This is a genomic window from Chryseobacterium joostei (genome assembly GCF_003815775.1).
GTDB classification, from domain to species: Bacteria; Bacteroidota; Bacteroidia; order Flavobacteriales; family Weeksellaceae; genus Chryseobacterium; species Chryseobacterium joostei.
The window spans coordinates 3,961,953-3,988,345 of the sequence record NZ_CP033926.1 but is presented as its reverse complement, the minus strand read 5'-3'; the positions used below and the strand labels follow the sequence as shown (position 1 = coordinate 3,988,345).

Sequence of the window (26,393 nt, the reverse complement as noted above, 5' to 3'; positions counted from 1 at the left end):
GGGGTACTATGATAAGTGTTTTGCTTTTTCCCAAAGAACATCCATTTCTTCCAGAGACATATCAGCAAGATTTAAATCCTGCTCACGGGCAATATTTTCCATCTTTTGAAACCTTGAAATAAACTTCAGATTGGTTCTTTCTAAAGCAGAATCCGGATTAATTCCTGAAATCCTTGCATAATTTATCAATGAGAAAAACACATCTCCCAGCTCTTGCTCTTTTTTATCCAGATCTGTTTCAGCATGAAATTCCTGGATTTCCTCATCTACTTTTTTCCAGGCATCTTCTGCATCATGAAATTCAAAGCCAATACCTTTTACCTTATCCTGTATTCTATAGGCTTTTACTAAACTTGGCAGGCTTTTCGGAACACCTCCTAAAATAGATTTGTTTCCTTCCTTTAACTTTAGTTTTTCCCAGTTCTGCTTTACTTCTTCTTCATCTTTCACTTCAGTATCTCCGTAGATATGAGGGTGACGGAAAATAAGTTTTTCATTAAGAGAATTAATAACGTCTGCAATATCAAAGCTTCCTTTTTCAGAACCTATTTTAGAATAGAAAACCAAGTGAAGAAGAACATCACCCAATTCTTTTTTTATTTCCTGTAAATCGTCCTGCAAAATGGCATCAGAAAGCTCATAGGTTTCTTCAAGTGTAAGATGCCGAAGAGATTGCAAGGTCTGCTTTTGATCCCATGGACATTTCTCACGAAGATCATCCATAATATCCAATAATCTTCCGAATGCTTCTAGTTTCTCCTGTTTCGTATTCATATGTAGCTGCAAATTCAATCTTATACAAATGTAAGGGTTATTTTCACTCTACCGCAACCCTTGAAGTTGAAAGTTTATAGTAAAGGAGCAAGGCTGTATGGTATGATTTGAACCTTTATAATAACCATCAACTATGATTTATCATTTGAGTTTTTAATTTTTTGATTCACTTATTCAATAAACAAAAAAAACCTTGTCAAGAAAATTCTTAACAAGGCTTATATCTTTAATTCAAAAATGAATTATCCTTTTTTAGTGTGTGTGCTTTTCGGAGCCGCTTTTGCAGCTGAAGTAGCCTTTACTTTTGGTGTTGCAGGTTTTTCTGCTTTTGGAGCAGCTTTTTTAGCTTCTTTCTCGATGCTTACTTCTTCTGCAGGCTCACCATCTAAAGTTTCTGCCTCTGCTTTTACAAAGCTATCAGGAGTGATATATCCTGCTTTGTGAAGAATATTGTACCACTGAGCCAGTTTCTTGATGTCAGATGCATATACTCTTTCCGTATCATAATTAGGAAGAGAAGCTAACATAAATTCTTTCAATTCTGAATCAGAAGCCTTGTGAGAAATAGTTTGCTTATAATCATTGTTTTTAGCAACATTTTCAAAAACTTCAAACAAAGGAACTTCTTTATCAAATGTAAACATTGCAATATTATCCAATAAGCTTACCTGGCTAGAGTTACCGATGCTTACTTTTTTCTTGTTGGTAACATCTTCAATGATGAATCCGTTTCTTAATTGAGAAACTAATTTGTAAAGTCCTGGTTTTCCAGAAATTGAAATTATTTTTTCTAACAGCATAATTTTATTTTTTGTAAATTTTGCAATCAGCATATAGCCTATTGCTTATTATTATTTCTTTTTAATCCTTGTTTAAATTATTTTGGAAATCTCATTTTGTAACCAATGCTTACATCACCCTGAGAGATCTTCGTAAGTTTTCCTTTTACCAGTTTCTTCTTCAAAGCACTTAAGTGATCAGTAAACAGAACTCCTTCAATGTGATCGTATTCATGTTGAATTACGCGGGCTCTAATATCGGAAAAAGTTTCTGTATGTTTTACAAAATTTTCGTCATAATATTCAATAACGATTGTTCCTTTTCTTTTCACATCTTCTCTTACATCCGGAATAGACAGACAGCCTTCATTAAACTTCCACTCTTCACCGGATTCTTCCAGAATGGTAGCATTAATGAATACCTTTTTGAATTGTGCCAGCTCGTCCTTGATATCTTCATAATCCTCATCTTCTGCAAGAGGCGTCACATCTATTACAAACATACGAATATCCAAACCGATCTGAGGCGCTGCAAGACCTATGCCATTGGCGCTGTACATCGTTTCAAACATATTTTCTATCAGTTCCTGTAATTCGGGATAGTCTTTATCTATATCTTTTCCCACTTTTCTCAAAACAGGATCCCCAAAAGCTCTTATCGGTAAAATCATCTTAATCTTTGTTCTAAAAAATTCTGCAATATGATGGTTGCACTTACTTTATCTATTAATCCTTTTTCCTGTCTTTTCTTCTTAGTTTTTCCACTTTGGGAAATAAAGAATGATGCCATCTTTGAAGTAAATCTTTCATCAAAACGGTGAACTGCAATATCCGAAAATTCTTTCTTAAATTCTTCAATGAATTTTAAAATATCGGTTTCCACTTCAGAAATATTTCCTCTCAAATCTATGGGAAGCCCAATTACTACTTCATCTACCTTATTTTCATTGAAATATTTTTTCAAAAATTCCATTAAAATGCGGTTCTCTACAGTCTCCAGCCCACTGGCTATAATCTGCATATCGTCTGTTATAGCTATGCCACAACGAGCCTTTCCGTAGTCTATTGCAAGGATTTGTCCCATAAGTCTGCAAATTTAGTAAAATTTACTGATTTTATTCATAACGCAGTTTTTTTATATAAATCATGTTTTATTCCATAATTTTTTTTATAATTTTAATCTTCCAAAAAAACAGATATATGAAAAGACTCATCCTCGTAAGACATGCAAAAAGCGACTGGCCGGAAGAAACGGAGGACTTTGACAGACCCTTGGCAGACAAAGGTTTGGAGGATGCTATGAACATGTCCAGATTCCTAAAACATAATAATATTTCCATTGATCATTTTGTATCAAGCCCGGCAGTGCGTGCCCTGAATACCTGTAAGATTTTTAACCAGACCTATCAGCTGGAGTGTTCTACTGATGAAAAACTATATAATCCCTCGGAAAGAAATTTTGAATCTGTAATCTATGACCTGGATGACAACCTAAGTACGGTTGCTCTTTTCTCCCACAACAATGGAATTTCCAATTTTGCCAATTCCATTTCTGAAGATATTTTTCACTTTCCCACCTGTGGTGTTGCCGGTTTCGAAGTAGATTGTGAATCCTGGTCCGAATTTGATGGAGCCAAAAAGAAACTTTTGTTCTTTTATGAACCTGGAAAAATATAAGTTCAGCTTAATAACTCTCTATGTAACACTATTTATTTTCTTTTTTTCGTGTCAGAAAAAGGAGAAGATTCATTCTATTATATCATAACAAAAAGAACGGGCTAAAGCCCGTTCCTATTGAATTATAATAATAAATATTTGATTATTTCTTCTTCAGATCCAGATCATCAAAATCAAAGCTGAAATCCGTCACATCCGAAATAGCCTTTAATTTTGCAGATTGTGCTTTTCCATTCTCATCATAACTAAAAATAATATAGGCATCAGCATCATAGCTTCTGTCATCCCACTTAATAATAAATGAATTATTGGAATATGGAAGCAATTCTCCTTTCAATCTCGGTGAATTTTTACATGAAATTCTGTAAGCACTTCCCTGCTGAGTAATTTCTACATCACCGAACCAAACATCATTATATGTTCCTGTAAACTGTTCAGCTTTTGGCTGAAGTGTTTTTTCTTTTTTGAATGCTTCTGATTTTGTAAATGCTTCTTTCTTTTGTTTTTCAAATTCCACATTCATTTTAGACATTCTTTCACCATACGTTTTCAGCCAGTTTCTGTCTGCCACTCCAAGGTAAGAATCTTTTACCGTATTCGTAATGGTATTGAAAGCTGCCCCTGACTGTTGATTAGTCAAGACAACAATTCCCAGTTTAAGATCAGGAATTAAAGTAAACTGTGTTACCGTACCGATAAGGCCTCCTGTATGTTGTACCTGCTTGTGTCCTTTCACATCACTTAAAAACCATCCTAAACCATATCCGTAAAAACTCGTATCATATGGATTCTTTGCTGCAACCCTATCAGGAATCTGCAGACTCCAAAGTTGTTGAACATTCTTATCAGAAACCAGTTTCTTACCATCTTTAGTAGTAAAGTTATTCAACAGACATTCTGCCCAGGTTGTCATATCCTTGATGTTACTCATAATTCCTCCGGCAGCATTAGCTGTTTCATTCCAATCGTGGGGAACTGCAATGGCTTTTCCGTCTACGGGAGCATGAGCATCAATTTTATTGGCAGAAGCTTTCGCTCTGTTGTAACTTCCAAAGCTGGAAGTCATCCCTACAGGTTTCATGATTTTTTGTTCTATAAACTCTGCCCAGCTTAATCCGGAAACCCTGTGGATCACTTCCCCGGCAACAACAAACATGATATTGTTATAGTCCAGTGTAGTTCTGAAAGGATTTTCAGGCTTTAGATATCTTACATTATGAACAATGTCATTAACCGTTAAATTTCCTCCTTCCGGAAAAAACATCAGGTCTCCTTGTCCCAATCCCAATCCCGCTCTATGCGTAATAAGATCCTTTATCGTTACATTTTGTGAAACATACGGATCGTACATCTGAAACTCAGGAATATATTTGGAAACCTTATCATCCCAGTTCAGTTTTCCCTCATCTGCCAGAATTGCTAATGCCACACAGGTAAAACCTTTAGAATTGGAAGCAATTCCTACCAGTGTATTATCATCCATGGGCTGCTTGGTGGTGAGTGAACGTACTCCAAACCCTTTGGAATAGGTCACTTTTCCATCTTTTACAATTCCCACCGACATTCCCGGAACGTCAAAGGTTTTCAGAGTATTTTGGATCAGTTCATCCAGTTTTTTTTCTTCAACCTGTGCATTCGCTAATCCTAAGGTTAAAAGAAAAATGAAATAAGAAAGTTTCTGCTTCATTATTTTTTAATTTTCCCAAATTTAGTAAATATTAGATGATGTTAATTTTGTCAATGTTAAAAGTTTACTTACATTTCCCAATAATCAGTTATTATTCATGAAAAAATCTATTGGGATCCTAATATTATCAGTTTTTGCAGTCGGTTTCGTTAAGAGTCAGGATAAAACTTCTAACCCGTTACTTTTACAAACCTGGAAATTGAAAAAGCTCGACACTTATATTTACACTTATGAAACACAGGATGTTTTTGATACTAAAAGCCCTGGTTTAAAATTCAATAAGAATGGAAAAGTCATAGGAAATTTAAGCAAGTCTGCCAACGGATATGATGCTACGGAAGATTTCCCTAATAAAGCTTCAAAATTTGAACGTTACAGTGGAAGCTGGAAAAAAGTTTCAGATTCTTCAATTGCCATCGTTTTCCCATCCAATAATAGTATGAATGGTACTTTTACCATTTCAAGGCTTATTGGGAGTGAACTGAAATTAAAGAAAGTTTTCAGTGCAGATATTGAAAAGAAACTGGATTCCATACGCAGAACAAAGGACATTTCTTACTAGTCTGATGAAATGTTTCGGGTAATTATCTGAACCCGTCAAAATAGGTTTTTACTAAAGCTTCTTTATATTTGCAGTCTAAAAGCATTACAATGGCAATACACAGATTATTAGCTTTCATTTTATTGATGATAAGTTGTAATTTCTATTTTTCTCAGGATGTAACCATCAAAGATGATAAGGTTCTTCTGGATGGAAAGCAAATTCTGAAAGCAGAAAAAATCAATGCAGCCCAGTACTCATTCTTTTCAATGAAAGATGATGAAGAGGTTTTGCTGTACAAATACATGGATAATGAAACACCTAGATATGTAAGTGATGATTATTTTATCCTCAACTTCCTGACTGAAAAAACCAAAATAGAATCTACAGATATGGCTAAAATTGCCAACTTCATGAATTCTAAAAAAGGAATGGAAAAACTGGTAAGATGGCTGCTAAAAGAAAGAGTCATCAATCACGATGGAGAGCTGAACTCTGAACGTGTTGCTGTATTTAAAGACAAATACGATGAAAATATCACTGAAAGAACCCTTAGATAATGACAAAGATACTACTTCTTTCCGATTCTCACTCCTATATCGACGATCGAATTTTAGAGTATGCATCACAGGCAGATGAAGTGTGGCATTGTGGTGACTTTGGAAGCATAGATGTTATAGAACAGCTGGAAAAAGTTAAACCATTAAAAGGCGTCTACGGAAATATTGATAATGCCAAGATACGTTCTGAGTTTCCTGAAGTAAATCGTTTTTTCTGTGAAAAGCTGGAAGTTCTGATGATTCACATCGGTGGTTATCCCGGAAAATATACTCCACTTACCAAAAAAGAAATTACTGAGAAAACCCCGAAATTATTTATTTCAGGACATTCCCATATTTTAAAAGCCATGTATGATGAGAAGAATAATCTTCTTCACCTAAATCCCGGAGCCTGCGGAAAACAAGGCTGGCATAAGATGAGGACAATGATGCGTTTTGTGGTAGATGGTGACGAAATTAAGGATCTCGAGATTATTGAATTGGGACCGAGAGTTTAACAGCTTTCTTGATATAAAGTGACAAAGATTAAATAGGCTCATCTTATTTTAATGAAACCAAAGGATTGGTTTATCATTTGCTAAAGAGAGCGAATAGGTTTTAAATAGTATGAAAATTGGGGATACCGTTTCTGTAGTGGACGAGAATTTAGGCGGGGTTGTAACTTCCGTGAAGGGAAATATTGTGGTTTTTAAGGATGAATACGGCTTTACCCATCAATATCCCAAAGAAAAGCTGGTTCCCAAGGATAGAGATCTTTACGAAAACATCAGAGTGGTAAGAAAGGCAGAGCCTAAAAAGATTATTTCTAAAAAACATCAGAAAAATCATTTGGTTTTGGACCTTCATTTTCATAATTTGGTAAAGAATCCTAGTGATTATGACAGTTTTGAAAGATTGTTTATTCAAAAGGAAAAATTGATCGAGGTATTGGAATTTTGCAGAAGAAATAACCTGAAGAGACTGGAGATTGTTCACGGAATTGGTGATGGAATCCTTCAGAGGATGGTTCGGGATGTTTTAGAAAGCCAGGTTAATATTGATTTTTATAATAAGGAAATACTTCACCATCAATCGGGTGCGGTAATGGTAGAATTTCACTAAATTTGCAGCAATTGAAATATGAACGTACTTAATTTACTTTTTACCAAAGACGGATTGATCTACCAGATTGTGAAAAACAAAAGCATTCTGGAGGAAAAGTCTTATTTTGTTACTGAAGAAACCCCTGCCAACCTTATTGAGGAAAAACTGGATGAAGTTCTTATCAAACAGCGATTTGATGAAATACAGGTAATTTCTGCATGGAATCATTTTACCCTGATGCCGGAAGGTTTTTCTGACCACGATGCGGGATTTGACTTAATTTCTTTCAATGCTCCTACAGATAAGGAGAAAGAAGAATTGATGCTTTCCATCAACAAAAAATTTAATATTCAGTTTTATTACACTTTCCCAAAGAATTATTACAAAAAAATAAAGGAACTGGCTATACCGGTACACTTTAACTTCTCCGGAGAAAAATTTTTAAGCTCAATTAACAATAAGAATAATAAGGAGATTCATATCAACCTTTATCATAATCAATGTGAATTTTTTGCCATTGACAATAAAAAGATCATACTTTACAACAACCTGGATGTAAACTCTGAAGTTGACTTTCTTTACTTCATCATGTTTACATTAAGCAAAATAGGCTTTGGTATTAATGAAACCAACTTTTATGCCTATGGTGAAACTACGGAAAATGAGACCTTTATTTCAGAGCTTCAGAAATTTGTGAAAAATCTGAAAATTGTTTTTGACAATATTCCCAACAAGAATTTTATACTTAACTAGATTACAGGTCGCAGATAAAAGGACTCAGATCCTGGATATAACTATTGCTACCTATAATCTATTACCTAAACCCTAATACAACATGTTCAGAATAATATCAGGCAAATGGAAAGCCAAAAAAATTGCCGCCCCAAAAAACTTTGATGTAAGGCCAACCACAGATTTTGCCAAGGAAGCTTTATTCAGCATTCTGGAAAACAAATACGACATGCAGTCGATTGCTGTGCTTGATCTTTTTGCCGGAATCGGTTCTATTACTTTCGAGTTTGCTTCCAGAGGGTGTCAGAATGTAACTTCTGTAGAAATGAACCCAAAGCACACGTCCTTTATAAACACTACAGCTTCTGAGTTAGACATGTCTCTTCAGATCAATGTACAAAGAGGTGATGTATTTGACTGGCTGAAGAAATTCAGAAATAAGAAATCCTTTGAGATTGTATTTTCGGACGCTCCTTTCGAGATGGAGGAAAAAAAATACTATGAATTGATTTCCCTGGTTTTAAATAATAAATACCTAAAGGAAAACGGAGTTCTTATTGTAGAACACCAAAGCAGAATGAAACTGGAACATCCCAATCTGGTAGATACAAGAAAATACGGAAACGTGAGTTTCAGCTTTTTCAATCCAAATAAAGAAGATAATCAGGAGCTTTAATTCCTGATTATTTTTTTTGATATTTCAGGAGCTGTTTTTCCCCATTTTGTAATTTCTTCTAAAACCGGCAGCAAAGTCCTGCCAAAGTCCGTTAATGTATATTCTACCATTAAAGGAGGTTTCTCTGTAAACACTTTCCTATCTATAATATTATCTTCCTCCATCTGTTTAAGCTGAAGGCTCAATGTTCTTTCCGTAATAGTAGGAATCACCTTTCTTAATTCATTATATCGCTTTGCACCATCAATGAGATGATATAAAATTACAGCTTTCCACTTTCCTCCTATAAACCTCATGGTAACACTGGTACAGCAAGGATAATTTTTGTTGTCTATGGTATACATTTTATACTATCATTTTTTACCGTTATTGCAAAGTTAATAAACTTAAATTAATTTTGTAACTATAAAAATGATAGTATAAAATTATGAACTTTTTAAACAAAATGAAAACAAGGTATACTGTAAAAAAGTATAACCCACAGGGAAATATCAGTGATGAACAAATTTCTCAATTAAAAGAAATCCTTAACCTGAGTCCATCTTCAATCAACAGCCAACCATGGAACTTTATTTTTGTAAGCCGTGGCGAATTGAAGACAAAGCTTGCTGAGTCTTCTTTTATAAACAAAGAAAAAGTATTGGATTGCAGTCACCTGATTATTTTTCAGGTTATTAAAAATCCTGAAGATTTTGAAAAACAGATTGAGGAAAGTCTTCCTGAAGGCAATGTAAATTACTACAAAAACAGAGTAAAGCCTAAAGGAGAGGCTGAAGTTAAAGCCTGGTTAGGCCATCAGGTTTATTTATCATTAGGAATATTGCTTTCTGCATGTGCTGATATGGGGATAGACTCTACCCCTATGGAGGGAATTGAGCCAGACCAGTATGATACCATCTTAAACAATGAAAAATACGAAACTCTTTTTGCAGTGGCTATTGGAGAAAAAACAGAGACAGATGCCAATCAGCCGAAATTCAATCCAAAGACAAGATTAAAAGCTGAAAAAGTGATTCTGGAAGCTTAATTTCTAAACACGAATGTCACAAATTGATTGGCACACTGTGTATTGAAATAGCTTCACTATTCTTACAATAATAATTTATAAAGAAAAAAGTCTGCTTCTATATGAGGCAGACTTTTTATTTTATAATACTTTTAGTTCTAAATCAATTGTTTTACCGAAGAATTTCTTGGAGATCTTTTCAAAGTTCTTCGTAATATCTGAAAGATAAAAATGGTAATTCGGAGCCGTATTATTATCATTAAGAAGATGGTACTTATCCAGAATAATCTTCAAATGATTAGCCACAATATTAGGGGAGTCAATAACCCGGACTCTGTTTCCGTAATATTGTTTTATTTCATCTATTAAAAGAGGATAATGGGTACAACCTAGAATTAAGGTTTCAATGTTTTTCAGCTTACTGTTACTCAAATAATTATAAATAATAGCATGAGTAATAGGGTGGTTCTTGAAACCTTCTTCAATGGCAGGAACCAACAATGGAGTTGCCAATTCATCAACCTTAATCCACTTATTATGCTTTCTGATGCTCTTTTTATAAAGACCAGAATTCACCGTTGCCTTGGTCGCAATAACCCCTACATTGTTATGAATCTCATAGGATACTTTTTCAGCAACGGGATTAATAACGTCAATTACCGGAACTTTACCTGCAACAGACTGCATAACTTCGTTTAAAGCATTTGCCGTAGCCGTATTACAGGCAATTACAATTGCTTTACAGTTCTGCTCCAGCAGGAAATTAGTAATTTTTGTAGAATATTCTATAATCGCTTCCTTCGATTTTTCACCATAGGGAAGGTGCTTTGTATCTCCAAAATAAATAAGGTCTTCATGGGGAAGAAGTCTTTTGATTTCTTTAGCTACAGTAAGTCCTCCTACTCCACTATCAAAGATTCCGATAGGCTGGCTGGATGAAAGATGCGAGTAATCTTGTTTTTTAGTTTTCAAATGAACTGAAATTTTATACAAAAATACGAAGATTTTAGATTCAAAATTTGAGTTTAACGAGTTTATTTATTCTAAAATCAGCTCTTTTTTAAAGCTATTAAACCATAAATAAATCAGAAGCAATTCCATCTGCCATAAACCAATGCTTTTCAGGAATTTTTAAGTTATTATCTTCAATAATTAAAATCCCCTCGTTCATTTTCTGTCTAATTTCATTTTGAAAATGCTCAAGAAATCTGTCGTTAAATTTATCTTTTAAGCTTTTCAGATCAACTCCCCAGATTGTTCGTAGCCCAATCATGATCATTTCATTAAACTGATCTTCCAAAGAAAGAATTTCCTCTTCCTTGGCCAGAAGTTTTGCATTAAGCTTTTTAATATATTGCTGATTATTGGCCACATTCCAGCTTCTTACATCAAATCCGTTGTAGGAATGTGCTGAAGGACCTACTCCCAAGTATTCCTGATACTTCCAATATGCGGAGTTGTGCCTGGAGTAAAATCCTGGCTTTGCAAAGTTGGAAACTTCATAATGTTCAAAACCGTTATCTTTTAAAAAGTCTGACAGGTAATAAAACTCCCTGTTTTGCTCTTCTTCCCTTGGACTTTTAACTTTTCCCTTAGATATCCAGTTTTCCAAGGCTGTTTTAGGCTCAACGGTTAATGCGTAGGAAGAGATATGAGGAACTTCCAGTGCAATAGTTTTGTTTAAATTTTCTTTCCAGATTTCAAGGTTGGAGGTAGGTGAACCGTAAATTAAATCTATACTTAGATTTTCAAAACCGAAATCCTGCGCACGCTTAATAGAGCCCTCTGCCTCTGAAGCTGTATGAGCACGGTTCATCAGTTTCAGATCTTCTTCAAAAAAGCTTTGGGTTCCGATAGATAAACGGTTGACCGGAGTGCCTGACAATTGTTTTAAAAATGCCTTATCCAGATCATCGGGGTTGGCTTCCAGTGTAATTTCAATATCTTTTTCAAAACTAAAGTAACGTAAAACCTCATCAATTAAGGAATTGATCTCATCCACCGAAAGAATGGAAGGAGTTCCGCCTCCAAAATATAAGGATTTCAGACTCTTGTTCTGTAATTCATCTTTTCTAAGCTTTATTTCAGCTTTCATTGCATTGAGCATTTCGTCCTTAAAATTCAAGGAAGTGGAAAAGTGAAAATTACAATAGCTGCATTTTTGTTTACAGAACGGAATGTGAATATATATCATAAAAAAACCCTGAAAAATTCAGAGCTCAAATTTATTTAAATTAAATTGATTAATATCTATATCCTCTAACATTAATAAAGTTATCGAAGTTATAACCAAGACCAATCATGAAGCTGTTTCCTCCATATTTCTGAATATCAGACAATCCAAGGTTATAAGTAGCCCCAATCATAAATTTATTGAATCTTACTTTAACAATAGGAGCAATTTCTAATTGTTGGCTGTCAAATCTATTCTGAGCAGCTCTATAGCTTACCCCAAAAGAGAATGCATTGATCTCGTTTGAGAATGTAGCCATTAGGTTATAATCCATTACTCTTGTTGAGTTGGTATTCAGGTTGATCATTGCTGCAGGTGTCAGCATGATATTATCGGCAATGTGCCAGTTATATCCTAAGTTTAGGAAGAATTTAATTGGAGACGGCTCGTATCCATTTACAATTGGCTTATCATTACCTAGTGCAATATCATTTACAGATACCCCTCCAAAAAGGTTTTTATAAGTAGCAGCCAAACCGAAATTAGCATAAGCCATGAAGATATTACTTTCTTCACCTCTTACTAATGGGTCACCCTGCTCTTCAACATTAATTTTAGAATAATCAAAATTTCTATTATACAAACTTACACTTGTACCAAAGGAGAACTGATCTTTTCTATCTCCCTCACTACTTAGAGGAATAAAATATGAAGCACCAGCTGTAACACCTCCTGAAGACTCTGCTCCATTACTGTCTCTGAATACTGTTAGACCGGCACCTACTCTATCGAATATGTTTGCATTGATTCCCACTGATTGTACGTTTGGGGATTCGCTGAATTTTGAAAATTGCTTTTGATAAATGGCATTGAGCTGTACGTAGTCTGTTTTACCGTACTGAGCTGGGTTGAACAGGAAATCACCATCCAAAAGATACTGTTGATAATATGGTAGTGATTCTTGTGCTTTGTATGCATTTGACAAAAGAGCTAAACATACGATAGCATATAGTTTTCTCATAACAAATCTTGATTTCAATTCAACAAATATAAAAAAAATCTCAATATATTTTTAGTTTTCTAAATAATTTCTCCATTTTTTTACGGCATCCGTCATATCTTTGGGCATTGGGCTTTCAAAATATAATTCCTTTTTTGTTGTTGGGTGTATAAATCCTAGGGTATGTGCGTGCAAAGCATGTCTTGGTAAAATTTCAAAAACATTTTTTATAAACTGTTTATATTTTGGAATGTTCACTCCTCTTAGCGGAGTATGCCCCTCATATCTTTCGTCATTAAACAATGTATGCCCAATATGCTTGAAATGCGCCCTGATCTGATGCGTTCTTCCCGTTTCCAACTTACACTCTACCCATGTCATGTACTTGAACCTTTCTAGCACCTTGTAGTGGGTAACAGCATGCTTCCCTTGGCTTCCGTCTTCATAAACAGACATCTGCATTCTATTTTTGGGATGTCTTCCCACATGTCCTCTTATGGTTCCTTCATCCTCATTAAGGTTTCCCCACACAAAAGCCCAGTATAGCCTTTTCGTAGTTCTGTTGAAAAACTGTTTTGCCAAGAAACTTAATGCATATTCATTTTTAGCAATGACCAAAAGTCCGGAAGTATCCTTATCAATCCTGTGAACAAGTCCTACCCTGTCAAGATCAGACTTTGCACCATTCTTTTCAAAATGGTAAGCCAAAGCATTTACCAATGTTCCATCCCAGTTTCCGTGTCCGGGATGCACCACCATTCCTGGCTCCTTATCTACGACTACCAAATCATCATCTTCATAGACGATATTTACAGGAATATCCTGTGGAATAATAACATTTTCACGAGGAGGATGGGTAAGCAATACTGAGATTTGGTCCCCTGGTTTTACGCGATAATTCTGCTTTACTGCTGTTCCGTTGACTATAACGTTTCCAGCCCTACAGGTCTGTGAAATTTTATTCCTTGAAGAATTCTGTCTGTATATTAAAAGAAACTTATCAATTCTTAATGGGTCCTGTTTAGGGTCAACAGTGATATTAAGATGTTCATATAATCCTTTATTTTCCTCATCTATATCGATATTCTCAATACTATTGGAATCCAGCAATTCTTCATCTAAAAAATCTTCGTTATCTTCTGACATTGTTTTTATTTTTTTACACAAAAGGCCTCAACATTTTGCAGTTGAAGCCTGTATTTTTTATATTAATCTGAAATTATTCTACAACTACCTTTTTTGCTTTTGGCTTTTGTGCAGGTTGTTGACCTGTAGTTGTAGAAGCAGCAGGTTTAGCTGTACTTCCTGTAGACGAGGGAGTTGTGGAAGCTTTTGGCTTCTCTGTTCCTGAACCTGTAGCAGGTTTTGGAGTTGTCGTCTGAGGTTTAGGGGTCTCTGTTTTCGGTACCTCTGGCTTAGGAGTTTCTCTTCTTGGTGCCGCAGGTATAACCGGAGCGTCGTAGTTTGGTTCATTATGAACTTCTTCATATCGTACCGGAGGCAAAGATGTATCTACTTTCATACGATAAATAGAGTTCAGCTGTTCTATCTTGGCTCTTAATTCTGCCGGCGTCTTTTTACTTGCCCAAAGATCAATTTGCATTCCTTGGTCACGAACATCTCCCGAACTAGGATCTTGATAATAAATGATATCAGATTCATCTTTACCACCATCTTCATGTTCTACCAATCCTACTTCAAACATACTCTTCGTAATGACCGCTCTTGCTTCTTTTACAGAAAGTCCTACAACATTAGGAATTGAAATATTTCTCATTGGCCCTGACCCTACAACGACATCAATAACAGAGAATCGAGGTAAGCGAGCTCCCGGATTTACGGCATTTCCTTTATATAGAATTCTTAAAAGAGCATCTTTCTGAATACTAGGCTCATAAATGGTATCTCCAATTTTAAGACCCACCTGATCCAATCTCTGGAATGCAAGCCCTGAATACTTGTTAATTACATCCGGAACGGCAATTTGAGCCCATGTTCTAGGGTTCACCTTAAGACGCACCGTTCTTCCGTCCTTTACACGGGAACCCGGTGCAGGATAAATCTGAAGAACCTGAAATGGTCTGTATTTCGGATCATAAGTCGCACTATCTACTTCATATTCCAAACCAGTATCATCTAATATTTTAACGGCATCATGTACAGATTTATTAACAACATTAGGAACAGGGATTTCCTGACCGTGATTAGTATGGTATTCCAACCAGCGAAACGTAAGCCAAACAAGCCCAACGAAAACACCGATGGCTACTACTAAATTCAATAAAACTTTCCAACTGAAAAGTGATTTAAGCATACTTAAAAATACTTTAATTACAACGGCAAATATAGCTAATAATTTTAGAATGTGCTTTTTATTTAACACAATTCATTTTTGATCTTAAAATTTACGGATTTCCCATATTGCATTACATAAAATGTTTAAATTTGCCTTAATTGATACTATATGGTTATGAACAAAAAAAGTGTTGCCGTTGTAATGGGAGGCTATTCTGATGAATATGTTGTATCCTTAAAAAGCGGACAGTTAATCTATGATTCTTTAGACAGAAATCTGTACGACGTATATAAAGTAGTGGTCCTTAAAGACGAATGGTATTTTTTAGGAGAGAATGATAAAAAATACCCGATCAATAAAGGAGATTTTTCTGTCGCTTTAGACAATGGCGAAACATTAAACTTTGATGTTTGCTTTAATATCATCCATGGTACACCTGGTGAAAATGGTATTCTACAGGCTTACTGGGACGCAATAGGACAAAAATATACAGGATGTGACTTCTACCAGAGCGCCCTTACTTTCAATAAAAAAGATACACTTGCTGTATTATCAAAATATGGAATTCCTTCTGCAAAAAGCATTTATTTAAGAAAAGGAGAAGACATCAATGTTGATAAAATTGTAGAAGAATTAAAACTTCCTTTATTTGTAAAACCTAACCAGTCAGGCTCTTCATTGGGAATTACCAAGGTTAAGGAAAAATCTGAATTAATTGCTGCTACAGAAATTGCTTTTAAGGAAGATAATGAAATCTTGATCGAAAGTTTCCTGGATGGTATGGAGGTTTCCGTAGGTGTTATCGATTTCAAAGGAGAAACTATTGTTCTAGGAATTACTGAAATTGTTCCAACCAATGAATTTTTCGATTATGAAGCTAAATATGAAGGAGCTTCTGAAGAAATTACCCCTGCAAGAATTGATGCTGAAACAACAAAAAGAGTTGAAGAAATTGCTAAAAGAGCTTACAACTCCATTGGAATGAGCGGTTTCTCACGAAGTGAATATATCCTAATGAATGGTATTCCCTACATGCTTGAAATGAATACCAACCCGGGATTCTCTCCTGCCAGTATTCTTCCCCAGCAGGCGAAACATTATGGAATTTCCATCATGGATCTTTGCGGAAATGAAGTTGAAAAAGCCTTAAATAAAAGAAAATAGATAATAGACGTTAAAAATTAGGGACTAGATATTAGAAACTGAATAAAGTCATAATTCATAGTCTAAAATTTATAACTCAAAATTATAACTCGTACCACATGAAAATTGCTGTTTTCCCAGGATCATTTGATCCCATTACTTTAGGACACTACGATATTATAGAAAGAGCAGCCCCGCTTTTTGATAAATTAATTATTGCCATTGGACAAAATTCCCAGAAGAAATATATGTTTCCTCTTGAAAAAAGAATGGAATTTATCCAAAACTCCGTGGCAGAATTCCCCAATGTAGAAGTAGACTCATTTGAGGGTCTTACCGTGGACTATTGCTTTGAAAAAAATGCCCAATACATTATCAGAGGACTAAGAAACCCGGCAGATTTTGAATTTGAAAAAGCCATTGCCCATACCAACAGAACCCTTGCTCACAAGAAACTGGAAACAGTATTCTTATTAACGTCATCCGGAAAATCCTTTATCAGCAGCAGTATCGTAAGGGAAATCATTACCCATGGCGGAGAATACGAACTTATGGTTCCAGACTCGGTGAGAGTAGAAAAATAAGCAAAATAATAATTGATAAGCGATAATTGATAATTGATAAAATGGCCAAGAATTTGCTTAAGCAAAAAATTATTCCTCAATTATCATTTATAACATATGCACGAACAGTTCAATTTTGCCATAGAAGTACTTGGAACCATTGCGTTTTCCATGTCAGGAAGCTTTGCAGCCATGCAGAAGCGCCTTGATCCGTTTGGTGTACTTATTATTGCCTTTGTAACTTCTGTGGGAGGAGGAACTGTAAGGGATCTTCTTCTGGATATCCCTGTATTCTGGATGCATGATCTTTTGATGTGTGCCCTGATTCTGGTCACCAGTATCTTTTCAATGGTATTCAAATCTCTTGAAAAGAATTTTAAAGTAACTTTATTTATTTTCGACAGCTTCGGATTGGGCCTTTTCACCATCATTGGTGTACAAAAAGGATTGAATGTTGGTATCCATCCTTTAATATGTATTGGGCTGGGAACCATTACCGGATGTTTTGGAGGGATTATTCGGGATATATTGCTTAACAGGATTCCATTGATCTTTAGAAAGGAAATTTATGCCACTGCATGTATTGTGGGAGGTGCTGCCTTTTTATTAATGACAAAGTACACTCCACTATCATACACTTTTATACAGATTTTTACGATCTTACTTATTGTTGCTATCAGAACACTCGCGGTGAAATACCACTGGCAGATGCCTAAATTTTATGGCTATGATCAGAACTCGGAAATGTAAGTTCATTTAAGACTTCGCCACCTCCGCCACTCCCAATAAAAAAAGAAAGCCCTGAATAATTTTCAAGGCTTTTATATTGATATCGGATATTTCCTAGAATCTTCCTCTTTGTCTCATATTAGGATTGTGCATATGCTTCTGCATTGTTGGCATTTTCAGCTGATCTTTCATCATTTTGATCTGATCCGTCATCATACCTGCACTATCTAATCTTTTTGCTTCTTCCAATAGTTTCTGTCCTTCCTGTCTTCTTCCTTTAGAAATAGCTGCTGCTGCAAGATTTAAAGTAGCCATAGCCCTGTCATGCTTCATATTCAAGCCATATTCCAAAGCTTTTTTCATTAATGGCTCTACCTTTGTTGGGTGATCCTGAGCTTGTGTTAATCCTAATAAATAATGGAAATATCCATATTGAGATTGGTGAAGCTGTGTTTTATAATTGGTAATTTTTGTTAACCATTCCGCAGCTTTTTCCATATTCTGCTTTCTCAATTGCCAGAAAGCCAAAAGGATATACTCATTTTTAAAGAAAAGTAAAATTGGAAATGCAGCCAAAAGGAAAATAACAATTCCCCAACCAAGATTTCTTGTGAAAATCATCATATAAAGTCCTAAAAGGATAAGAAGTGCTGCTACTGCAATTTTTATGTATTTATTCATTATTAAATTTTAGAAGTGCAAAGATAAAAAAATTAGAGGTTAGAAGCTAGAGGTTAGAGGCTAGAATTCTCATAACTATTCGCTCTTAATTTTTTCAAACGTCTGGAAGCAGAAGTCATACTCATTTTTCTCGTCCTTTTCATGACATACTTCACTTGTTTTTTTCCAGATTTTTCCATCTATTTTAGGAAAGAATGTATCTGCTTTCAGCTCTGTCTTTACCAAAGTAACTTCAAGTTTATCCACAATTTCCATTGTTTGTTCATAGATTTTCCCCCCGCCAATAACAAAAACATCTTCATCAATCTTTTTAGCAAATTTCATAGCTTCCTTAAGGCTTCCCACAATAAGGATTCCTTCCTCAAACCAGTCTTTTCTTCTTGAAACAACAATATTCGTACGGTTAGGAAGTGGCTTCCCAATGCTCTCATACGTCTTTCTTCCCATAATAATCGGATGTCCCGAAGTAAGGTCTTTAAAATGTTTTAAATCTTTAGGAAGATGCCAAAGCAACTGGTTCTCAAAACCAATTTCGTTCTTCTCTCCCATTGCAACCACTATTGTTGTCATTCAAATATAATTTTCTACAAAATTAGCACATAATTTGTATATTTGATTAGCACAAAAAATTAAAAAAAAATAAACTATGAAAAATAAAGGATGTTTGGGCGCCGGAACAATTGGTATTGCCCTCCTTATTATTGTTGCAGTCCTATTCTTTTGGGGAAAAAGCGGATATAATAGCTTTGTAGACAAAGAACAGACTGTTAACGCAAAATGGTCCAACGTAGAGACTGTGTATCAGAAAAGAGCGAATCTTATTCCTAATTTGGAAAGAACAGTAAAGTCTTATTCAAAATTTGAGCAGGAAACTTTAACACAGGTGGTTGAAGCACGTTCCAAAGCAACTTCCATCAATGTGGATCCTACCAATATGACAGATGCTGATATTGCAAAGTTCCAAGCTGCACAGGGGGAATTATCAGGCGCATTAAGCAGATTGATGGCTGTAGTAGAGTCTTATCCTAACCTGAAAGCTGATCAACAGTACATTAACTTCCAAAGAGAGTATACTGCTATTGAAAACAGCATCAGAACAGAGACTGTATATTATAACGATGCTGCAAAGACTTACAACACCTCTATCAAGACTTTCCCAAATAACATTTTGGCGAATTTCACCAATTTTAAAGAAAAACCTTATTTCAAAGCTGAAGCAGGAGCTCAAAAGGCACCTGAAGTATTCAAATAATGGGTAATCACCTTACAAATCAACAGATCGCTTCCCTTGTGGAAGCGATTCAGTCAGCAGAAGATCACTCTACAGGAGAGATCAGGGTACATATTGACTCTAATACTGAAAGCAATCTTGCAAAAACAGCATTTGAAGTTTTCAGGGAACTCTGTATGAACAAAACTACTGATAGAAATGCTGTGCTTTTTTATATCAATTTCGAACAGAAATACCTGACTATTATTGGGGATTCCGGAATTCATGAGAAAGTAAATCAATCCTATTGGAACCATCTGCATGACTATATCACTGCTGAATTTGCCAAAGGTAACTATTATAAGGCATTACAAAGTGCCATTCTGGAAACAGGCCTTGAACTAAAGAAATATTTTCCTGTAGAAGGAGAAAACCCAAACCAACTCCCGAATGAAATTACGTTCTCTTAAAATAGTATTTTCATTTTTATTGATATGCTTTTACACTTTTGTATCAGCACAATATACCATTCCTGAAAAACCGGCTGTTCTATACCCTATTTTTGATGAAGCAGGTCTGCTTTCTCAACAGGAAAAGGATGCGCTTAACAACAAACTGATCAAATTTGCAGATTCTACCTCAACAGAGATTGAAGTTATTATCATCAAATCCACCAAAGGAGATGATATTAATTTTCTGGCAACGATGTTTGGTGAGCGATGGAAAATCGGAAAAAAAGGAGTAGATAACGGAGTGGTCTTTCTTGTAGCAACGGAAGACAGAACAATGTCTATTCAGCAAGGAAGAGCCGTGGAACAGTATCTTACAGCATCAGTAGCAGGCCAGATTCTGGATTATATTGTTACGCCTAATTTTAAGAAAGGTCTCTGGTACGATGGTATTAACCGGGGTACCTCAGCCATTATGGAGGCAGTTCAGGGAAAATTCAAGCCTGAAGCCACTACAGCTCCTTCCGGTGATGGAAGTGCTCTTAAAATTGTCATTATTGCCTTTGTTATTTTCATCATTATTGCCATTCTTTTCAGTAATCGTGGTGGTGGTGGCAGCGGTGGAAATTATGACGACGACGACGATGTAATTATTACACGCAAAGGACGCAGAAACTATCCTGGCGGCTTCTTCCCATTCCCTGGCAGTTTTGGAGGCGGAGGCTTTGGTGGTGGAAGTTCCGGTGGCGGAGGCGGTGGTTTTGGCGGCTTCGGCGGAGGCGGAAGCTTCGGCGGCGGAGGTGCTTCCGGCGGATGGTAATCTTATAAGAATTATAATCATATATAAAATAGATCAGGTCTCAATGACCTGATTTTTTATTTAAAAACTTAAAATAACATCATTTCTTTGATTTTAATTGATATTAAATCAACATTCACGTATTAAAAAATTAATAAATCCACACAAAACCTACCTTTTATTCATTATTTTTTCAGTATATTTACTGAAAACAGGATTATGAAGAAGACGCTGGTTGTATTTGCACACCCTTACCTGGAGCACTCCAATTCTAATGTAGAGCTTATCAATTTCTACGTTCGTCATCAGCATTATACTCTACGAGATCTTTATGAAGAATATCCTGATTTTCATATTGCTGCCTTCAGAGAAAGAAAACGTTTGGCCAACTATGAACGATTTGTCTTTCAATTCCCACTGATATGGTTTGGAATGCCTCCTTTATTAAGATTATGGATTGATGAAGTCTTTGACCGCGATTGGCTACAACCGGGAAAAGTAAATCCCCTGGAAAATAAGGAAGTCTACATTCTGGTAACAACCGGAGGAAAGGAAAGATCTTTTAGTAAAGACGGAACCTATCAATATTCAGTTGATGAACTCATTAGTGGTTTGATTGTCTCATTAAAGGTTTTCAAGGCAGACATCAAACACATCAAGATTGTTTACGAAGCCAATAAGTTGTCTAAAAAAGACATTATTTTACATAAAAAAGAGTTTACAGAACTACTCAATCAATAGCATATGGAGTCTAGCTTAGCGATGAACACACTACTTTTTCTTGGTGTAGCCATTATTATGGTTCCACTGGCAAGAAAATTCGGGTTGAGTTCTGTAATTGGTTATATTTTAGGGGGAATCATTATTGGTCCCTATGTACTGAGGCTTACAGGAAATAATGTAAATGACATTATGCACGCCAGTGAGTTTGGTGTTATTATGCTCTTATTTATTGTGGGACTGGAACTGGAACCTAGAAAGTTCTGGGAAATGCGAAAGAAAATAATGGGATTGGGACTCACGCAGATGCTCCTCACCATTTCATTATTGTTTGTGGTATTCATCAGTGTAGGTTGGAGGTTAGATAAAGCCATTGCTGTGGCTATGTGTTTTGCTCTATCTTCCACGGCTATTGTATTGCAGACTTTACAGGAGAAAAATAACTTTAAGACAACGGCTGGAGAAGCATCGTTCTCTACCCTGCTATTTCAGGATATTTCAGTAATTCCAATTTTGGCTATACTTCCAATCATTGCTAATTATAAAGCTAAGCATCATGACAATGAAATTCAGATCCTGATACAAAAACTTCCGGAATGGCTTCAGGCCGGAACTGTAATCTTGGGAGTTGCCTTATTGATTCTGTTAGGCAGGTATGTATTTGTACCTTTTCTACGCTATGTTTCAAAATCAGGAATGGCAGAACTACTTACAGCTTCTTCTTTATTTTTGGTTATTGGGGTATCTGAGCTGATGATCGTCATTGGTTTATCTCCTGCGCTAGGAGCTTTCCTGGCCGGGGTAATGCTTGCTAACAGTGAGTTCCGACATGAGCTTGAAGCGCAGATCAATCCTTTTAAAGGGTTATTATTGGCTGTGTTTTTCGTTAGTGTTGGCTCAACTATTAATTTTAATATTATTCAAAAAGATCCCTTATTTATTTTCAGTACTGTATTTGCTGTATTGACTGTAAAGTTTGTGGTTTTATACTCCATCGGAAAGTTTTTCAGAATAGATACCCCGCAAAGTCTGTTCTATGCATTTGCACTATCGCAGGTCGGGGAATTTGCGTTTGTACTGATTAATTATGCTTCAGACCTTTATCTTTTAGGCCCTGAGCTGAATGCACAACTTATGGCTGTTACTGCCATTACGATGTGCGTCACCCCTATTCTTCTCATCATTAATGATAGATTTATTACTCCAAAGTTCATCAAGGAAATTCCTGAAGGAGAAAACGATTATAATATTCTGGATAGTGATGTAAGCCAAAAGAAGATCATTATTGTAGGTTTTGGGCATTTTGGCAGTACTGTGGGGCGGCTTTTAAAGGCTAATAAAATTTCAGCAACTGTTTTGGACAGAGACTCGGACCGTGTAAAGTTGTTGAGAAGTTATGGTTTCAAGGTTTATTATGGTGATGCTACAAGAATTCCCATTTTAAGGGCTGCAGGAATTGAGGATGCTGAGATTTTGGTTTTATGCCTTGATGATTCCGGTGATAATATGTTCATAGCAGAGCTTGTTCGTGAGCATTATCCTGAAGTAAAGATATTTGTAAGAGCAAAAAACAGAATTGATGCCTATGAGTATCTGAACAACGGCATCAATCATATTTATAGGGAAACTTTAGGAACTGCTGTGGATATGGCCGTGGACGTACTCCATGAGACCGGCATGAGAAAATATGCTGCAAGACGCCTTGGGCAAAGGTTTATGGCCATAGATAAAGCTTCCATAAGAAAGTTGGCAAAAATAAAGGAAGACGATGATATTGCTTTATTTACTACAAAAGAAATCCTCCAGCGTGAAGAGGAATTATTGGCTTATGACAATCTTAATTTTGATAACAAAAATTGGGAAGGATCCTCATCCACCGATGAAGAAGATGAGGAAGAATCCCATGATTAATTTATTGAATATTTACACTTCCACCACTGCTTTCATCCTTGGTGATATTCTTAAGCTCTCCTTTTTTGCTGACATCTACACTCCCTCCTGAGGATGCTTCTGCTCTCACCGAAGAAACAGCACTTATCTGAATGCTTGCTCCACTGGATGCCTCAGCTTCCACATTATCTGCAATTACATCTCTGGCTGAGATACTACTGCCAGAAGAAGAATTGATATCTGCATGCTTAGCTTTTCCCGAAATATCAATACTTGACCCTGATGAAGATTCGATCCCCAGGTTTACAGCCCATACTTTTCCACTAAAGTTACTGCTGCTGCCTGCATTAATATTAAAATCGTTAGCTTCCATATCTCCAGAAATACTCCCTGCACTTGATACTTCAACCGTGGTTTTCTCTTGGGTAAATTTATCTTTTACACTAATGCTTGCCGCTGACTCTGCAATTAGTTTTGTAAAATCCTTAGTATAAATCTTAGCCGTAACCTTATGAACATTCATCACTCTGATTCCGGATTTATAATGAATATGAAGCTTTCCACCATTATTATCTACAAGAATCTCGTTGATAATATTTTGAGGTGCTGAGATCACTACTTTCTCTGTTTCGGATTTTATAATTTCTGCATCTATAGCTTGGGAAACTTGAATTTCGTCAAAATCTCCATTGAATTCTTTCTGCTGTATCGGCCCACTTTCTGTATTGATTACTTTTTCTACCCAGCCGCTTTTTTCTCTGTTCTTCTTCTCATGTCTTTCATTACATGAGGCTAATACCACGAAGGCAGATAAAATAAAAAGAGTCCTTTTTTTCATATTTATTTCTTTTATAGATTATTTTTCTTGATATATAATTAATGACAACTAAATTATGAAAAATATTACATTAGTCTGAGAAATACTATAATTCTGTACAATTTGAATTTAGAAACAAGCATTCATTACTCCATTTTCTTAAATACATCAGGCAAAATATCTTCTGTGAAGCAAGTTTTTAATATCTTTATACTTTAATAACAACTATTTTATGAAGAATATTTCATCGGTATTATTAATTTCTGCCTTGGCGTTCAATCAATCTTGTACTACAATGAAACAGACCGATACTCAACAGGAACTTCCTGCCCCTGATCCATCTTTATCTTCAAATCCTTTTATGAAGAAAAGCAAGCTTCAGTATGAAACTCCGGAGTTTGATAAAATTAAAAACGAACATTTCAAACCTGCCTTTGATTTTGGATTAAAACAGCACTCTGCTGAAATTGAAAAAATCGCCAACAATCCGGCGGCTCCTACTTTTGAAAACACAATTGTAGCGTTGGAAAAAAGCGGAGAAGTGCTAAGAAGAGCACAGATTGTCTTTTCTAATCTGACAAGTGCAAATACCAACCCTACTTTACAGGCCTTGGATGAAGAATATGCTCCTATTTTTGCCGGGCATTCTGATAAGATGTACCTGAATGAAAATCTTTATAAAAGAATCAAATCCATCAAGGAAGACGGGCTGGATTCTGAAAGTAAAAGATTAGTACAATACTATAAACAAAACTTTGAAATTGCAGGAGCTAATCTTTCTGCTGCAGATAAGGAAAAATTAAAGCAACTCAATCAGGAACTAGCTTCTCTTTCTACGCAATATGCCAATAAGTTATTGGAAGCAAGAAAGCAAGGAGGGGTATTCTTCTCTGATGCAAAAGAATTGGACGGACTTTCTGCGGACGAAATTGCAGCGGCTGCAGCTGATGCTAAAACAGCAGGACAACCAGGAAAATATCTTCTTGCTCTGCAAAATACTACACAGCAACCTCTTTTACAAAACCTGAAAAACAGAGCAACCAGAGAAAAGTTGTTCAAGGCTTCATGGACAAGAGCTGAAAAAGGAGATGCCAGCGATACCAGAGAAACCATTGAAAAACTGGCTAAGCTTAGACTTAAAAAGGCTCAGATCTTAGGTAAAAAGAATTTTGCTGAATGGAAACTTCAGGACCAAATGGCAAAAACTCCTGAAGCTGCTACTAAACTAATGAACCAGGTGGCAACTCCGGCAGTAGAAACAGCTAAACGCGAAGCAAAAGATATTCAGGATCTTATTGATCAACAAAAAGGAGGTTTCAAGGTAGAACCTTGGGACTGGAATTTCTATGCTGAACAAGTAAGAAAAGCGAAATTTGACCTGGATGAGAGTGAAATAAAGCCTTATTTTGAAATTACTACCGTTCTTGAAAAAGGAGTTTTCTTTGCTGCTGAAAAATTCTATGGACTGACATTCAAAAAAAGAACAGATCTTCCTGTTTATCATCCGGATGTAGTTACGTATGAGGTTTTCGATCATGATGGAAAATCTATCGCAATCTATTATCTGGATTTCTACACAAGAGATTCTAAAAACGGGGGTGCCTGGATGAGTAACTTCGTAGAGCAGTCTTATTTAATGGGAACAAAACCTGTAATTGTAAACTGTTATAATTATCAGAAACCTGCTCCTGGAAAACCATCTTTAATTAGTTATGATGATGTTTCAACCATTTTCCATGAATTTGGTCACTCCATCCACGGAATGTTTGCAAGCCAGAAATATCCATCACTTTCAGGAACTAACGTACCTAGGGACTTTGTTGAGTTCCCATCTCAGATTAATGAGCACTGGGCTTTAGATCCTGTTGTTATGAAGAATTATGCTGTTCATTACGAAACAAAACAACCTATTCCACAAGCTTTAGTAGATAAAATTAAAAAAGCAGCCACTTTTAACCAAGGGTATATGACTACGGAATTAGTTTCAGCTGCAGCATTGGATATGGATTGGCATTCTGTAACGAATGAGAGCCAATTTATTCCTGTTTTAGATTTCGAAAAGCAATCCTTAACTAACCACGGATTTACATTAGCAACAGTTCCGCCAAGATACCATACTCCTTATTTTGCTCACATTTGGGGAGGCGGATATTCAGCAGGATATTATGCTTACCTATGGTCTGAAACATTGGATAACGATGCATGGGAATGGATCAAAAACAATGGCGGTTTAACCAGAGAAAATGGAGACCGTTTCAGAAAATATATTCTTTCTGTAGGAAATTCAGTAGACCTTAATCAGGCATTCAGAGATTTCACAGGACACGATCCGGATATCAAACCTTTATTAAGAAGCAGAGGTTTTATAAAATAATTCAATGAGAAGCATTCTTTTAAGAGTGCTTCTT

General features: G+C 35.8%; 31 protein-coding genes. 17 read left to right on the top strand and 14 right to left on the bottom strand.

Annotation, left to right across the window (positions count from 1 at the left end; genetic code table 11):
• Positions 1–6 precede the first annotated feature (6 nt).
• The 4 genes from mazG to ruvX all read right to left on the bottom strand — a co-directional run bounded on the left by mazG (position 7) and on the right by ruvX (position 2,637).
• Entirely contained in the window at positions 7–774 is a 768-nt protein-coding gene (gene mazG / locus EG359_RS18265) for a nucleoside triphosphate pyrophosphohydrolase (protein ID WP_076356169.1), read from the bottom strand.
• Between the two features lie 242 nt (positions 775–1,016).
• Entirely contained in the window at positions 1,017–1,574 is a 558-nt protein-coding gene (locus EG359_RS18260) for a DUF5606 family protein (RefSeq protein WP_076356725.1), read from the bottom strand.
• 77 nt (positions 1,575–1,651) lie between these two features.
• Positions 1,652–2,224: a peptide deformylase gene (def, locus tag EG359_RS18255; RefSeq protein ID WP_076356167.1), complete on the bottom strand. Its 573-nt coding sequence runs from the start codon at positions 2,222–2,224 to the stop codon at positions 1,652–1,654.
• On the bottom strand, positions 2,221–2,637 hold the full coding sequence (ruvX, locus tag EG359_RS18250; protein WP_076356165.1) for a Holliday junction resolvase RuvX: 417 nt from the start codon (positions 2,635–2,637) through the stop codon (positions 2,221–2,223). The genes def and ruvX overlap by 4 nt, the downstream gene beginning before the upstream one ends.
• A gap of 116 nt (positions 2,638–2,753) precedes the next feature.
• Between ruvX and EG359_RS18245 the strand changes: the two genes are divergently transcribed.
• On the top strand, positions 2,754–3,230 hold the full coding sequence (locus tag EG359_RS18245) for a SixA phosphatase family protein (protein WP_076356723.1): 477 nt from the start codon (positions 2,754–2,756) through the stop codon (positions 3,228–3,230).
• A gap of 142 nt (positions 3,231–3,372) precedes the next feature.
• Here the strand turns inward: EG359_RS18245 and EG359_RS18240 are convergent, their stop codons facing one another.
• The gene (locus tag EG359_RS18240; RefSeq protein WP_076356163.1) at positions 3,373–4,917 is read right to left on the bottom strand and encodes a serine hydrolase; all 1,545 of its coding nucleotides are present in this window, start codon (positions 4,915–4,917) and stop codon (positions 3,373–3,375) included.
• 97 nt (positions 4,918–5,014) lie between these two features.
• Here EG359_RS18240 and EG359_RS18235 point away from each other — a divergent pair, with 97 nt between their 5' ends.
• The 6 genes from EG359_RS18235 to EG359_RS18210 all read left to right on the top strand — a co-directional run bounded on the left by EG359_RS18235 (position 5,015) and on the right by EG359_RS18210 (position 8,509).
• Positions 5,015–5,479 (top strand): hypothetical protein, encoded by a 465-nt coding sequence (locus EG359_RS18235; RefSeq protein ID WP_076356161.1) that lies wholly within the window; start codon positions 5,015–5,017, stop codon positions 5,477–5,479.
• 89 nt (positions 5,480–5,568) lie between these two features.
• A complete protein-coding gene (locus EG359_RS18230) occupies positions 5,569–6,018 on the top strand; it encodes a hypothetical protein (RefSeq protein WP_076356159.1) in 450 nt (149 codons plus the stop codon).
• Positions 6,018–6,515, top strand: a complete 498-nt coding sequence (locus EG359_RS18225) for a metallophosphoesterase family protein (RefSeq protein ID WP_076356157.1) — start codon at positions 6,018–6,020, stop codon at positions 6,513–6,515. Before EG359_RS18230 ends, EG359_RS18225 begins: the two co-directional genes overlap by 1 nt.
• Before the next feature lie 109 nt (positions 6,516–6,624).
• Positions 6,625–7,119, top strand: coding sequence for a Smr/MutS family protein (locus tag EG359_RS18220; RefSeq protein WP_076356155.1), 495 nt, complete (start codon positions 6,625–6,627; stop codon positions 7,117–7,119).
• A gap of 18 nt (positions 7,120–7,137) precedes the next feature.
• Positions 7,138–7,854 (top strand): DUF3822 family protein, encoded by a 717-nt coding sequence (locus EG359_RS18215; RefSeq protein WP_076356153.1) that lies wholly within the window; start codon positions 7,138–7,140, stop codon positions 7,852–7,854.
• A gap of 82 nt (positions 7,855–7,936) precedes the next feature.
• A complete protein-coding gene (locus EG359_RS18210; RefSeq protein WP_076356151.1) occupies positions 7,937–8,509 on the top strand; it encodes an RsmD family RNA methyltransferase in 573 nt (190 codons plus the stop codon).
• Here EG359_RS18210 and EG359_RS18205 read toward each other — a convergent pair.
• On the bottom strand, positions 8,506–8,853 hold the full coding sequence (locus EG359_RS18205) for a winged helix-turn-helix transcriptional regulator (protein WP_076356149.1): 348 nt from the start codon (positions 8,851–8,853) through the stop codon (positions 8,506–8,508). The genes EG359_RS18210 and EG359_RS18205 overlap by 4 nt on opposite strands.
• 83 nt (positions 8,854–8,936) lie before the next feature.
• Between EG359_RS18205 and EG359_RS18200 the strand changes: the two genes are divergently transcribed.
• Positions 8,937–9,536, top strand: a complete 600-nt coding sequence (locus tag EG359_RS18200; protein WP_076356147.1) for a nitroreductase family protein — start codon at positions 8,937–8,939, stop codon at positions 9,534–9,536.
• A gap of 120 nt (positions 9,537–9,656) precedes the next feature.
• Here the strand turns inward: EG359_RS18200 and murI are convergent, their stop codons facing one another.
• The 5 genes from murI to EG359_RS18175 all read right to left on the bottom strand — a co-directional run bounded on the left by murI (position 9,657) and on the right by EG359_RS18175 (position 15,002).
• Positions 9,657–10,487: a glutamate racemase gene (gene murI / locus EG359_RS18195; RefSeq protein ID WP_076356721.1), complete on the bottom strand. Its 831-nt coding sequence runs from the start codon at positions 10,485–10,487 to the stop codon at positions 9,657–9,659.
• 97 nt (positions 10,488–10,584) lie between these two features.
• The gene (gene hemW / locus EG359_RS18190) at positions 10,585–11,709 is read right to left on the bottom strand and encodes a radical SAM family heme chaperone HemW (protein WP_076356145.1); all 1,125 of its coding nucleotides are present in this window, start codon (positions 11,707–11,709) and stop codon (positions 10,585–10,587) included.
• A gap of 49 nt (positions 11,710–11,758) precedes the next feature.
• On the bottom strand, positions 11,759–12,709 hold the full coding sequence (locus EG359_RS18185; protein WP_076356143.1) for a PorP/SprF family type IX secretion system membrane protein: 951 nt from the start codon (positions 12,707–12,709) through the stop codon (positions 11,759–11,761).
• 51 nt (positions 12,710–12,760) lie between these two features.
• Positions 12,761–13,834, bottom strand: coding sequence for an RluA family pseudouridine synthase (locus EG359_RS18180; RefSeq protein ID WP_174567033.1), 1,074 nt, complete (start codon positions 13,832–13,834; stop codon positions 12,761–12,763).
• Between the two features lie 73 nt (positions 13,835–13,907).
• Complete coding sequence (locus EG359_RS18175) at positions 13,908–15,002, bottom strand: PASTA domain-containing protein (RefSeq protein WP_076356141.1); 1,095 nt, start codon at positions 15,000–15,002, stop codon at positions 13,908–13,910.
• A gap of 156 nt (positions 15,003–15,158) precedes the next feature.
• Here EG359_RS18175 and EG359_RS18170 point away from each other — a divergent pair, with 156 nt between their 5' ends.
• The 3 genes from EG359_RS18170 (at position 15,159) to EG359_RS18160 (ending at position 17,440) form a co-directional block, all read left to right on the top strand.
• Entirely contained in the window at positions 15,159–16,148 is a 990-nt protein-coding gene (locus tag EG359_RS18170) for a D-alanine--D-alanine ligase (RefSeq protein ID WP_076356139.1), read from the top strand.
• 98 nt (positions 16,149–16,246) lie between these two features.
• Positions 16,247–16,711, top strand: coding sequence for a pantetheine-phosphate adenylyltransferase (gene coaD, locus EG359_RS18165; protein WP_076356137.1), 465 nt, complete (start codon positions 16,247–16,249; stop codon positions 16,709–16,711).
• A gap of 96 nt (positions 16,712–16,807) precedes the next feature.
• Entirely contained in the window at positions 16,808–17,440 is a 633-nt protein-coding gene (locus tag EG359_RS18160) for a trimeric intracellular cation channel family protein (RefSeq protein ID WP_076356135.1), read from the top strand.
• A 93-nt stretch (positions 17,441–17,533) separates the two neighbouring features.
• Here EG359_RS18160 and EG359_RS18155 read toward each other — a convergent pair whose 3' ends face one another.
• Positions 17,534–18,100: a hypothetical protein gene (locus EG359_RS18155; RefSeq protein ID WP_076356133.1), complete on the bottom strand. Its 567-nt coding sequence runs from the start codon at positions 18,098–18,100 to the stop codon at positions 17,534–17,536.
• A gap of 75 nt (positions 18,101–18,175) precedes the next feature.
• Positions 18,176–18,670, bottom strand: a complete 495-nt coding sequence (locus EG359_RS18150; protein WP_076356131.1) for a dihydrofolate reductase — start codon at positions 18,668–18,670, stop codon at positions 18,176–18,178.
• A 76-nt stretch (positions 18,671–18,746) separates the two neighbouring features.
• Between EG359_RS18150 and EG359_RS18145 the strand changes: the two genes are divergently transcribed.
• From EG359_RS18145 to EG359_RS18125, 5 genes are all read left to right on the top strand, one after another.
• Entirely contained in the window at positions 18,747–19,352 is a 606-nt protein-coding gene (locus EG359_RS18145) for a LemA family protein (RefSeq protein WP_076356129.1), read from the top strand.
• Positions 19,352–19,780 carry a TPM domain-containing protein gene (locus EG359_RS18140; RefSeq protein WP_174567032.1) on the top strand — a complete coding sequence of 143 codons (429 nt, stop codon included), beginning with the start codon at positions 19,352–19,354 and terminating at the stop codon, positions 19,778–19,780. Before EG359_RS18145 ends, EG359_RS18140 begins: the two co-directional genes overlap by 1 nt.
• On the top strand, positions 19,761–20,579 hold the full coding sequence (locus EG359_RS18135; protein ID WP_076356125.1) for a TPM domain-containing protein: 819 nt from the start codon (positions 19,761–19,763) through the stop codon (positions 20,577–20,579). Before EG359_RS18140 ends, EG359_RS18135 begins: the two co-directional genes overlap by 20 nt.
• A 198-nt stretch (positions 20,580–20,777) precedes the next feature.
• The gene (locus EG359_RS18130) at positions 20,778–21,299 is read left to right on the top strand and encodes an NAD(P)H-dependent oxidoreductase (RefSeq protein ID WP_076356123.1); all 522 of its coding nucleotides are present in this window, start codon (positions 20,778–20,780) and stop codon (positions 21,297–21,299) included.
• Between the two features lie 3 nt (positions 21,300–21,302).
• Positions 21,303–23,189: a monovalent cation:proton antiporter-2 (CPA2) family protein gene (locus EG359_RS18125; RefSeq protein WP_076356121.1), complete on the top strand. Its 1,887-nt coding sequence runs from the start codon at positions 21,303–21,305 to the stop codon at positions 23,187–23,189.
• Position 23,190: 1 nt separating this feature from the next.
• On the opposite strand, the gene EG359_RS18120 is transcribed toward EG359_RS18125, so the two are convergent.
• Complete coding sequence (locus tag EG359_RS18120; protein ID WP_076356119.1) at positions 23,191–24,006, bottom strand: GIN domain-containing protein; 816 nt, start codon at positions 24,004–24,006, stop codon at positions 23,191–23,193.
• Positions 24,007–24,217: 211 nt separating this feature from the next.
• Between EG359_RS18120 and EG359_RS18115 the strand changes: the two genes are divergently transcribed.
• A complete protein-coding gene (locus EG359_RS18115) occupies positions 24,218–26,359 on the top strand; it encodes a M3 family metallopeptidase (RefSeq protein ID WP_076356117.1) in 2,142 nt (713 codons plus the stop codon).
• The last annotated feature ends 34 nt before the right edge of the window (positions 26,360–26,393 follow it).